The following is an 11,298-nucleotide window of genomic DNA, read 5'->3' on the forward strand; positions in this document are numbered from 1 at the left end:
TCAGCCGGTGCGCCAGTTCGTGACGACGATGCCCAGCACGATGATGGCAGCCCCAATCCAGGTCTGGGTCGACATCGGATCGCCCAGGAAGCGGCTGGCGAGCAGCGGCACGAAGACGAACGACAAACCGAAGAAGGCGAATGCCTGGGTGATGGGAACACGCGACAGCACCCAAAGCCACAAGGCCATCGCGCTGCAATAGACGACGACCGCCAGCACCGAGGTGAAGGACATCCACGCCCGCAGGCCGGCGGCGCCACTGGACGCGGCCGCAATCGACGCGGCGCGCATCAGGACCTGCCCGACCGAGGCGAGCAGCACGACGAACACCACGAGCACGGCTTCGATTGGCTTCATCGGTCGCCGTCCAGCGTCGAGAGATCGCGTGCGCCGTCGTGAGGCAGGCGGCAGCGGAACCGTTCGAGGTCAGCCTCCCAGGTGGCCAGGCGGCCGATGACGACGTCGGTACTTTGGCGCTCTTGGACGTAGACCATGTCGCCGCGCTTCAGGTTGACGCTGACATACAGGTCGTACTTTCCGTAGAGACGCGTCCAGGCATCGTCGGCCCCTTCGACCTGCACGCCGTTCGGCGAGAAGATCTCAGGACACTTGCGCTCCACGGCGTCCATCAGCCGCGTCGCATGTGCGCGTGCCGCGGCCTGCGCCGGCGACGGTGCTGCCAGGCGCCAAGCATCGCAGGCGTACAAGACACGGCCCTGCTGGGCTCCCGGCTTGCCCGCCGGACCACGCCAGAGGTAAGGGATCACTGCGGCTGCCTGGCCGACCTGCAGCGCTTCGCAGCGCGAGGGCTCGAAACCAAGCCCTAGGCGATCGACCGCGTGGACCAGACGCAACAGGCGTTGCTCGCGTTTCACCGGCGGCATATCGGCAGGCAGGGGAAAGACGACCGTGGTACGCGCATCGAACTGCTCGCGCAACTGTACGAACCTGCCCCAGCCGGGGCCGTCGTTGGAGATGGACAGCAGGCCCACCGGGTTCACGAAAACGGAGTCGGGGTGGACGTGCGCCGCCAGATAGGCCTCGGAAGAGCTGGAGACCGAGACGTACAGGCGCGGCTGCCGCGTCAAGGCTGGCGGAACCTCGACCGACAGCCAGCGCGGCGCCCAGTCCCGCGGTGCCCAACGGGGGTTGCCGGTATCGGTGATCTGGACCGCCTGCAGCACCAGCAGCACCAGACACATCATCGCGGCACGTCGCTCGCCCATCAGTCGAGCCGCGAGCGTGTAGAGCAGTGGCCCGCTGAGCAGCAGCAGCGGCACGGCGTAGCGGCCGTTGGTCGACGTCGCCACCCAAGCCGCCGTCGAAACCACGAAGAACACCACGACGGGAGCCAAGGGAACACGGCCGGCAAACGCCCGGGTGTCCGGCAGCGGCCGTGCGGTCCGCCATGCGCGCCCTGCGAGCAGCGCGCCGCCGAGCACGACGAGCAGCGCGGGACGCAGGTCAGGCGCCACCTGCTCCACGTAGACGTAGGAGCTGTGCTGCAGCATGGCGAACGGCAGGGTCAGCAACTGCTCCAGCGATTGCGGCACGAAACGATGGAGCTCGATCGGGTAGGGCGCGAAGTCGGGTGATCGGAACAGGTTGTTGAACAGGGGGAAGACCGGGCTGCCGTGCAAGGTCCAGAGCTTCCAGCCCCAAGGTGCGTACGGCAGGGCAAAACCCAGTGCCGCGCCGGCAGCCGCCGCGACCCCGCGCCGCCATGCGAAGCGTGCGCCGGGCAGCACGGCCGCCGCCGCGACCAGGCCGAGCGCGAACGGGACATTCGTGAGCTTCAGCGCGACGGCAAAACCGCCCAGCGAGCCGGCCCACGCACCGGCCATGACGCTTGCACGATCGCCGTCGCGCAACAGCAGCCACAACGCGGCCAGGACAAAGGGGGTGGCCAGCGGATCGATGAAGGTGCTGCCAACCTGCCCGAGGAACGGCAGGGATGCTGCGCCCAACGCGGTGACGACCACCGCCACGATCCAGGGGAGGGGAACGTCGCGCACAAAGTGGCGCACGATCGCATACAGCAAGGCGACGTTCAGCGAATGCAGCGCCGCCAACACGCTGCCGATGGCCAGGCTGTGCCAGCCGGCGCCATCCATCAAGGAGAACGGCAGGAACGCCAGCCGATAGAGGTAGGCTTGGTATCCCGCCGGAAAGAAGTCCCGGTCCAGGCGCGCGCCGAAGACATCGAACGCGGCGTAACCGTGGTAGTTGAAGAAGTCCCAGTTGAGGTCACGCCCCATCGAGAACGACAAGGCGACGCACAGGACAGCGCAGCTGGCAACGACGAGTGCGAACTCCAGCTTCGCCGGAGCCGTGGGCGCTGCTGCGAAAGCGGGCACCGGGCGAGGCCCCACCCCGGACACCGCCCTCATTTTCGGGCGTGGACCTTCAGGCCCAGAACTCCCAGGAACATCGCCGCGAAGGCGAGTTGCACCCCGATCGTCGTGATCGTCATCGAAGGGATGACGATGCGCATCACACGCGACGGATCCAGGTGCCCGAAGCTGGCACCTTCCCACGCCATGACGCTGTACAGCGACAGGCCCAGCCCGGCCACGATGAGCGCCACGCCGGCCAGGAGCCCGATCTCGATCGGAAACCAGCGCCTGACGTGCTCGACGACGCGGCTCGACGGCAGGATGCCCTGTTCGACCGCGTAGACCTTGGCGAAGACGGCGAACATCGCCGCCTGCAGGCCGACGATGGTGGCGGCGGCGGCATAGAGCATCGTGTGCACGTCGAACTGCACCGCGCCGATGCTCAGCGGCCCGGGAAGCAGGAGTGCCTGTCCCACCAACCCGGCCAGCAGCAGGGCAAGGCCGGGATACAGGAACAGCCAGCGCGGACTGAACAGCAGCAGGAAACGCAGATGGCGCCAGCCGTCGCGCCAGCTGCGCAGATGCGGCGGCCGGTCGCGCCCGTCGGGCGAGAGCGTGGTCGGCACCTCGACGATGCGCAGTCCGTTCAGCGAGGCCTTGACGACCATCTCGCTGGCGAACTCCATGCCTTCGCAGCGCAAGGCGAGGGCGCGCATGGCGTCGCGTTCGAACGCGCGCAGACCGCAGTGGAAGTCTCGGATCGGAGTACGAAAGAAGAGACGGCCGATGAAACTGAGCACCGGGTTGCCGAGATAGCGGTGCAGCGCGGGCATGGCACCCGGCCGGATGCCGCCGGCGAAACGGTTGCCCATCACCAGTTGGGCGCCGCGTCGCAGTTCGCGCAGGAACGGTGACAACGCGGTGAAGTCGTAGCTGTCGTCCGAGTCGCCCATCACGATGTAACGCCCCTGCGCCGCCTCGATCCCGGCGATCAGGGCGGCACCGTAGCCGCGGCGCGGAACGTCGACGACGCGGGCCCCGCAGTCGCGCGCGATCTGCTGCGACCCGTCGTTAGAACCGTTGTCGGCGATCAGGACCTCGCCGCGCACACCGGCGGACGCGAGGAACGCCCGCGCCTTGGCGATGCAGACCGGAAGCGTGAGCGCCTCGTTGAGGCAGGGCATCAGGATGGTCAGTTCGAGGCCGTCGTCAACAGCGCGCGAATCGCGAGCCGGGGACGTATCGGCCATCGTGGCCGGTCTGACGAACGAGAGTGCCTGCTCCATGCGCGATCCTGTGTTCTTCGTTTGACCGAATCAGACCACACGTCGGGTGTGGCTCCGAAAGAGAAAAGGCAGCCCGAAAGCTGCCTTCTCGACGTCAGGGAACGGGAGCCCCTTAGAACGACAGGCCGGTGGTCTTGCAGGAGCCCGGCAGGAACTTGGCGGGCATCGTGCCCGGGCCGCACTGCCATTCACGAACCAGGCTGTTATCCGCGTCGATCGTCGGCACCAGGATGACCGTGCCGTTGGCATCACCGAGTTCCTGAGCCGTCACACGGATCGCGCCTTCGTCGTTGGTTTCGATCGAGGCGACGTACTTGGAAGTCGAGCTGGTCGACTCGCAACCCCAGTTGCCGCCGGACGGCAGCACGCTGCCGGCCGTCTGCACGGCTTCAGTGACGGCCGTACGGCAGGTCGACGCCGCCAGGATCACTTCCGACACCTTGGCCTTCTTCGTGTAGTCCTGGTAAGCCGGCAGCGCAACCGCCGCCAGGATGCCGATGATCGCGACGACGATCATCAGTTCGATCAGGGTGAAACCTTGTTGGACTCGCTTCATGGACGTTACTCCCGTGGGGTGGGTGGAAAGGAGGATTCGAGGACACCCCGCATTTGCAGGGGTCGTGCCATGCCGCAGGCTGTCGATTCGTTCACACCCGCTGACGAAAAACGTCACTTCCGGGGCCGTGCGCCGCGCCTCATCGGGCGCATAGCGACGCTTTTCGTCAGTCGCCGAGCACCAGGCGCTGGCCCGAGCGCAGTGCGCGCACACGGTGCGGGCCGTTCAGCGCCGCCACCTGCGACATCACCTGGTCGACCATGCCCGGCTTGATGTGGGTGATGTAGACGTCCACCGCGTGCGGCAGCCGGGCCAGTTCCGCGCCCAGCAGCGCGGGGCACAGGTGCCGGCTGACCTCGGCCAGCGCACGTTCGTCGTCGTCGAAGGCGGTCTCGATGATCAGCCCGCGCAGGTCCAGTTCGCCCAGGCGGCGCCACAGCGCCGGCGCCGGGCCGGTGTCGCCGGTGTAGGCCCAGGCGCGCCCGGCGGGGTCGATAAGCGCGAAACCGACCGCCGGCACCGTGTGCGCAGCCGGCAGCACCTCCAGGTGGCGCCCGGCGCCCAGGTCCAGGCGCTCGCCGACGGCGAACGGCACGAACGCCAGCATCGGCCGCTGCGGGCTGGGCAGGCGCGTGAAGTCGGGCCAGATCACGCCGTTGAACACGTGGGCGTGCAGGGCGGCCAGCGTCTCGGGCAGGGCATGCACGCGGATCGGCGGCCGCCCGGCCGCCTCGCGGCCGCGCCTGACGCTGTCGGCCAGCAGCGCGATCGCGAGCACGTGGTCGAGATGCGAGTGGCTGACGAAGACGTCGTCGATGCGGGCGAGTTCGTCGAGCGTGAGCTCGCCGACGCCCGTGCCGGCGTCGACGAGGACGTCGTCGTCGACGAGGAACGAGGTGGTTCGGCTGCCGGCGGCAATGGAACCGGAACAACCGAGGACGCGGATCTGCATGGGCGGTGGGGGGCCGCCGGACGGCCGGCGGAAGGCGCATGCTGACCGCCGCCGCCGCCCTGCGCAAGCCGCGTAATCGACGTTCACCCCGCTTCGGCAGGGGTGCGCAGCACCACAGGCGCTGCGAGCGTGAAGACGGTCACATCGCGGGGCCGGGCACGGCACGCGAACCCGCTGCCCCGCCCCCGCGTGAAGCCGATTCCGGTGCCGGGCCGGCATGCCGGGCCGCGCGGCCCCGCATGCCCGTGCTCAGTGATGGATGAACTGCATCGCCGTGCCGGCGAGCTCGATAACGTCGCCGTTGCGCAGCGGCACCGAGTCGCCGGCCAGCGGCACGCCGTTGACGCTCGGCCGGCTGACGCCTTCGACATGCGAGAAGGCGTAGCCGTTGGGCCGGCGCGTGATCGAGGCCACCTGCACGCCCGGCTTGCCGACCGTCGTGACGACCTTGGTGAGCAGCACCTCGCGCCCCGCCGCGGCGCCGTTGAGCACCTTGATCGACGCGCTGCCCGACGGCACCGACGCGGCCATCGGCGCATGGCCCGAGCGCGTCGGGCCGGCGGAGGCAAACGGCGGCGGCACCGAGGCGGCGGGCCGCATCACCATCGTCTTCTCGTAGTCGGCGCCGTCCTCGGTCAGGTACTTGATCTTGTACTTGCCGATCTCGACGGTGTCGTTGTGCGCCAGCAGCTGCTTCTTGATCGCCTTGCCGTTGATGTAGGTGCCGTTGGTGCTGTTGAGGTCCTCGATGAAGACGTCGGCTCCGACCATCTGCAGCACCGCGTGTTCGCCGCTGACGGCGAGGTTGTCGATGACGATGTCGTTGTAGGGGCGCCGGCCCAGCGTCGTCTTGTCCTTCGTGATCTGGACTTCCTTGATGACCACTCCGTCGAGCGAAACGACCAGCTTGCCCATTCGAGACCTCAGAATTGCCGACCGTCTGCGGCGGCGTGCGTGTCGCCTGCCAGGACATGACCGGCGAGGCGGGTTTGGATCGCTGCTAGCGGCGGAAGGGCCACCAGGACCGGACGGCGGCCCCGGCACCACCCGAAACCCGGGCCAGGATCACCGAGATATTATCCCTTCCACCTGCGGCATTGGCCGCCTCGATGAGGGTGCGACACCCTTCGTCGAGGGACTCGCCGCAGGCGGCCAGCAGCCGGCCGATGGCTCCGTCGTCGAGCATGTCGGACAGGCCGTCGGAGCACATCAGGTACAGGTCGCCGGGCATCACGTCGTGCGGATGCATCTCGAGCAGCACCGTGTCTTCCACCCCCACGGCCCGCGTCACCAGGTTCTTGTTGGCCGAGAACGCCGCCTGCTCGGGCGTGATGAGACCGGCGTCGATCTGCTCCTGCAGCAGCGAGTGGTCGCGCGTGATCTGCTGCAGCCGCCCGGCACGCATGCGGTAGGCGCGCGAGTCGCCGACATGGCCGACGAGGACGCGCCCTTCGCGGAACACGGCAACGACCAGCGTCGTGCCCATGCCGGCGTACTGCGGGTTGGCGTTGGCGGCGTTGAAGATCGCGCGGTTGGCGTTGTCCACGCAGATGTCCATCGCCCGGCGCACGTCGGCGTCGCTGGCCTGGGTGCCGGCCTCCTGCAGCCAGCGGCCGAGTTCGCGCACGATGAAGCTGGTGGCCATCTGGCTGGCCACCTCGCCGGCGTTGTAGCCCCCCATGCCGTCGGCCAGCACGGCCAGCGAGATGCCCTCGTCGATGGCGACGGAGTCCTCGTTGTTGCTGCGGGCTCGGCCCGTGTCCAGCGCCGAGCAGAACTCGGTCGTCATCGGCATAGCGCGTAACTCGGGCTGACGGTCATGGTTTTTTGCGATTGTGCCTTGCAGATGCAGCCGTGGATCGCTCGGTTCGTCAAGGCCGCGACATCGATCCCGCCGGTGCCGGGTCAATCGTCGGGATGATGCGCTCCAGGCTCTCGGCCACCGCGGCGGCCGAGGCTGGCCGGTCGGCGCGGTTCTTGGCCAGCAGCGCAGCGACCAGCTCGGCCAGCGGCGCAGGCAGGTCGGCGCGGCAGCTGCGGAGATCGGGCGCGCACTGTTCGGCCACCTGGCGCAGCAGTTCACCGAGCGACGGCGACTCGTGCGGCCGCCGGCCGACGAGCAGCTCGAACAGCGTGACCCCGAGTGCATAGAGGTCGGCGCCCGGCGCGGCCGGGGCGCCGGCCAGTTGTTCGGGCGCCATGTAGGCCGGGGACCCCAGCACGAGCCCGGTGCGGGTGCTCTCGGCTTCGGCGCCGCTCGCCAGGCCGAAGTCGGTCAGCGTCACGCGCCGGCTGGCCCAGTCGACGATGACGTTGGACGGCTTGAGGTCACGGTGCACCACGCCGTGCTCGTGCGCATAGGCCAGCGCACGCGCGACACGCGCCGCGACGCCCAGCACCACGGGCTCGGGCAGCAGGCGCGAGGCGTGGGTGTAGCGCTCCAGGCTGCGGCCGGCCAGCAGCTCCATCGCCAGCCAGGGGCCGGCGTCGTCGCTGCCGGCGTCGAGCAGGCGCACGATGTCGGGATGCTGCAGCCGCCGTGTTGCCTCGACCTCGCCGACGAAGCGGCGGGCGATGTCGGCGCGCCGCTGGGCATCGCCGGCAGGCATGCGCAGGCGCTTCACCGCGACCGGCTCGCCGGTGTCGACGTGCACGGCCAGGAAGACGTCGCCGTGCTCGCCGGTCCCGATCCGGCCGGAGAGGCGATAGGCGCCGACGACGGGGCCGGCGGCAGAGGGCTCGGGACGCACGGGCGGCAACGGGACGGTCACGGCGGAAAAGCGGGCGCACGACGCTAGCACAGCGCAGGGCCGCCTCGGTGCCGCGGTGCCCGGCGGCGACACCCGCGTTCGTGTGTCAGTCGCTGAGCGCGAGCACGGTGGCCATGCCGCTGGCCACCGCCAGGCCGGTGGTCCAGCGGCTGTCCTGCTGCGGCGGCTGCTCGTCGCTGACCGGCGCCAGCGTGGCACCGAGCTTGGGGCGCCGGGCGTCGAGCAGGCGCAGGTCGGCGCCCAGGCGGCGGCGCAGCCGCTCGCTGACCTCGGGCAGCGGGGCACGAGCGACCATCCACTCGCGTTCGCCGGGGACCGACGCGAAGGCCGGCTCCAGGCGTTCGCGCAGCGTGCGGCCCCATTGCTCGCGCCAGTTCTCCCGGCTGCGATGCGAGACCCACTTGCCGATGCGATGGGTCAGCTTGGGCGCGCAACCGACGACGATCCAGCGTGTCGGCGCGCCGGCCTCGGCGAGCATCGGCGCCAGGATGCGCCGCGCGTGCTCGACATCGTCGACGAAGACAGCGATCTGTTCCATGGCTTCTCCTCGAATGCCGGGACTCGGGCCGCGTGCGGCGCTCACGCAGCCTCGGAAGCTCGGCTGCGGCGCGCCGCCCACCAGCCGGCGCCCAGCACGCCGCACACGAGCACGGTATAGGTCGCCAGACGTGCGGGCAGGCTGGGGTCGTACACCTCGTCGAGCAGCGGCTCGCCGACGATCATCTTCGCCGCCGTGAAGGCCAGCACGCCGGCGCCGACGTAGGTGATGACAGGGTAACGGTCGACGAGCTTGAGCACCAGCGAGCTGCCCCAGACGACGATCGGGATGCTGATCAGCAGGCCGATGACGACCAGGTCGAAGCTGCCGTGCGCCGCCCCGGCGACACCGAGCACGTTGTCCACGCCCATCAGCGCGTCGGCGATGATGATCGTGCGCATCGCGCCCCAGAAGGTCGTGACGACGACGCCGTGTTCGCCTTCCTCGCCCTGCGGCGCCAGCAGCTTGTAGGCGATCCAGACCAGGCCCAGGCCACCGACGAGCATCAGCCCCGGGATGTTGAGCAGCCACACCACCGCCAGCGTCATGGTGGAGCGCACCACGACGGCGCCGACGGTGCCCCAGATGATGGCCCGCTTGCGCAGCTGCTCGGGAAGCTGGCGCGCGGCCAGCGCGATGACGATCGCGTTGTCGCCGGCGAGGACGAGATCGATCAGGATGATGGCGGCAAGCGCCGAGAACCAGGCGGGCGACAGAAACTCCATGAGGACTCCGGGCGAGAACGAACGACGACAGACACGCGGCGGCATGCGGCGTGTCCGGGCGTCGAAGGTCTCGCTCGGCTGGAGTTGTGTGGTTGTGGCCCGACGGACCGGAAGCTTTCGCTTCGTACTGACGGCCCGCCATCGTCCGGCGGCGACCGTGTCCCCCTGGTCGTGCCGGCGGGAGCTACTCCCCTTCGGTAGCGAAATGATAACCACCGAACCCGCCGCGGCAGGTTCGTGCGGCTACTTACTCCGTGCGTTGTTTCGCGGCCGCCCGGCGCTGCAGCGCCATGCCGATGCCGACCACCAGCGCGGCGCCGATGGCGCCGGCGGTGTTGACCACCGCATGCGGCAGCTCGCCGAACTCGCGCACCACCGCCGGGTCGGTGAGCAGCATCTCGCCGGCCAGGAAGCCGAGCAGCGCGGCCCCGGCGGTGACGATGAGCGGGAAGCGTTCCATCACGCGCAGCAGCAGCGTGCTGCCGAAGATGATCAGCGGGATGCTGACGGCCAGCCCGATGACCAGCAGCGGCACGTCGCCGTTGGCCGCCGCGGCCACGGCGAGCACGTTGTCCAGGCTCATCACCAGGTCGGCGACGAGGATCGTGCGCACCGCCGCGAGCATGCCGCCCTGGCCGTCTTCGGCGCCCTGGGAGCCCCCTTCGTCGTCGTCGAGCAGCAGGTCCACGCCGATGTACAGCAGCGCCAGGCCGCCGACGATCTTCAGGAACGGCCAGCGCAGCATCTGTGCAGCGACGATGGTCAGCCCGATGCGCATGACGATGGCCGCGGCACTGCCCCAGAAGATGGCTTTCTTCTGCTGCTGCGGCGGCAGCGAGCGCGCGGCCAGCGCGATGACGACGGCGTTGTCGCCGGACAGCAGGATGTTGACCCAGATGATCGAGCCGAGAGCGGCCCAGAAGGCCGGGGAGCTGAAGTCCATGGAGTTGTCTTTTGTTAGGACGCGCTATCGAGTGTAGGCAGAGGACGGGGGCTTCCGGTTCGTGGAACTACGCAGCGCCGCTGCGTCACGCCATTCGGAGGATCACGACGCCGACGAGCACCAGGGCCGCCGCTGCCAGCCGCGGCGCAGCCAGGCGCTCGCCCAGCACCAGCGTGGACAGCAGCATCGCGAACACGATCGAGCACTCACGCAGCGCGGCAACGAGCGCCACCGGCGCCTGCGTCATCGCCCACAGCACCAGCGTGTAGGACGTGACGGTGCCGGCGCCCGCCAGCAGCAGCTGGCGCCAGCGTGCACGCAGCAGCACGAGCGCCGCCGGGCCGCGCCGCGCCAGGGCCCAGGCAGCAAGCGGCACGCCCCCGGCCAGCAGAACGCACAGCGTGTAGGCCAGCGGCTGGCCGGAAAGCCTGGCGCCGAGCCCGTCGACGAGGGTGTAGGCCGCGATGACGAGCGCGTTCAGCAGCGCGTAGCCCAGGCCGGCGGCGCCGTGGCCGCGCGCGCCGACCGCGAACCCCAGGATGCCGGCGCACAGCAGTGCAACGCCGACCCAGGCCGTCGCGCCCAGCGGCTCGAGCAGCACGGCCGCGCTGGCCAGCGCGACGAGCAGCGGCGCGCTGCCCCGCATCACCGGGTAGGCCAAGGCCATGTCGGCGGCGGCGTAGGCGCGTGCGACGAGCACGAAGTAGGCGACGTGCAGAAGTCCTGACGCCGCGATATAGGGCCAGGCGGCGGGCGCAGGCCGCGCCACCCACGGCAGCAGCAGCACGGCGATGAAGGCTGCCGCTGCGGCCACGGCGACCGAGTTCAGCAGCTTGTCCGGCGCGCCCTTGACGACCGCATTCCAGCCGGCGTGCAGCGCGGCGGCGAACAGCACCAGGGCGAGCACGGCGCCGGACATCGACACCGTGCCTCAGCACTCGATCGGGTGCTGTTGCGAGCGCGAGATCAGATCAGCTTCTGCAGCAGCCGCCCCATCTCGGAGGGGTTGCGCGTGATGGTGAAGCCGCACTCTTCCATGATCGCCAGCTTGGCGTCGGCGGTGTCGGCGCCGCCGGAGATCAGCGCGCCGGCGTGACCCATGCGCTTGCCCGCCGGCGCGGTGACGCCGGCGATGAAGCCGACCACCGGCTTCTTCATGTGCTCCTTGCACCAGCGCGCCGCGTCGGCTTC

The 11,298-nt window shown here is 69.7% G+C and carries 12 protein-coding genes and 1 pseudogene; all 13 read right to left on the reverse strand.

Annotated features, from left to right (window positions below):
* Window positions 1-357, reverse strand: a complete 357-nt coding sequence (locus tag EV684_RS22575) for an EamA family transporter (RefSeq protein ID WP_132649601.1) — start codon at window positions 355-357, stop codon at window positions 1-3.
* Entirely contained in the window at window positions 354-2,270 is a 1,917-nt protein-coding gene (locus EV684_RS22580; RefSeq protein ID WP_132649602.1) for a glycosyltransferase 87 family protein, read from the reverse strand. Before EV684_RS22580 ends, EV684_RS22575 begins: the two co-directional genes overlap by 4 nt.
* A gap of 116 nt (window positions 2,271-2,386) precedes the next feature.
* Complete coding sequence (locus EV684_RS22585; RefSeq protein WP_242478728.1) at window positions 2,387-3,622, reverse strand: glycosyltransferase family 2 protein; 1,236 nt, start codon at window positions 3,620-3,622, stop codon at window positions 2,387-2,389.
* Window positions 3,623-3,734: 112 nt separating this feature from the next.
* On the reverse strand, window positions 3,735-4,178 hold the full coding sequence (locus tag EV684_RS22590; protein ID WP_132649603.1) for a pilin: 444 nt from the start codon (window positions 4,176-4,178) through the stop codon (window positions 3,735-3,737).
* A gap of 166 nt (window positions 4,179-4,344) precedes the next feature.
* A complete protein-coding gene (locus EV684_RS22595) occupies window positions 4,345-5,130 on the reverse strand; it encodes an MBL fold metallo-hydrolase (protein ID WP_132649604.1) in 786 nt (261 codons plus the stop codon).
* A gap of 249 nt (window positions 5,131-5,379) precedes the next feature.
* Window positions 5,380-6,045: an FHA domain-containing protein gene (locus tag EV684_RS22600; RefSeq protein ID WP_132649605.1), complete on the reverse strand. Its 666-nt coding sequence runs from the start codon at window positions 6,043-6,045 to the stop codon at window positions 5,380-5,382.
* Between the two features lie 85 nt (window positions 6,046-6,130).
* Window positions 6,131-6,919 carry a Stp1/IreP family PP2C-type Ser/Thr phosphatase gene (locus tag EV684_RS22605; protein ID WP_132649612.1) on the reverse strand — a complete coding sequence of 263 codons (789 nt, stop codon included), beginning with the start codon at window positions 6,917-6,919 and terminating at the stop codon, window positions 6,131-6,133.
* Window positions 6,920-7,001: 82 nt separating this feature from the next.
* Entirely contained in the window at window positions 7,002-7,901 is a 900-nt protein-coding gene (locus EV684_RS22610) for a serine/threonine-protein kinase (RefSeq protein WP_243651278.1), read from the reverse strand.
* A gap of 85 nt (window positions 7,902-7,986) precedes the next feature.
* Complete coding sequence (locus EV684_RS22615) at window positions 7,987-8,439, reverse strand: hypothetical protein (protein ID WP_132649606.1); 453 nt, start codon at window positions 8,437-8,439, stop codon at window positions 7,987-7,989.
* Window positions 8,440-8,480: 41 nt separating this feature from the next.
* A complete protein-coding gene (locus EV684_RS22620) occupies window positions 8,481-9,164 on the reverse strand; it encodes a TerC family protein (RefSeq protein ID WP_132649607.1) in 684 nt (227 codons plus the stop codon).
* 247 nt (window positions 9,165-9,411) lie between these two features.
* On the reverse strand, window positions 9,412-10,107 hold the full coding sequence (locus EV684_RS22625) for a TerC family protein (RefSeq protein ID WP_132649608.1): 696 nt from the start codon (window positions 10,105-10,107) through the stop codon (window positions 9,412-9,414).
* A gap of 85 nt (window positions 10,108-10,192) precedes the next feature.
* The gene (locus EV684_RS22630; protein WP_132649614.1) at window positions 10,193-11,026 is read right to left on the reverse strand and encodes an EamA family transporter; all 834 of its coding nucleotides are present in this window, start codon (window positions 11,024-11,026) and stop codon (window positions 10,193-10,195) included.
* Between the two features lie 47 nt (window positions 11,027-11,073).
* Window positions 11,074-11,298, reverse strand: a pseudogene (locus EV684_RS22635) (succinate--CoA ligase subunit alpha); the annotation flags it as partial.

Source organism: Rubrivivax gelatinosus (assembly GCF_004340905.1).
In the GTDB taxonomy this organism is placed as follows: domain Bacteria; phylum Pseudomonadota; class Gammaproteobacteria; order Burkholderiales; family Burkholderiaceae_C; genus Rubrivivax; species Rubrivivax gelatinosus.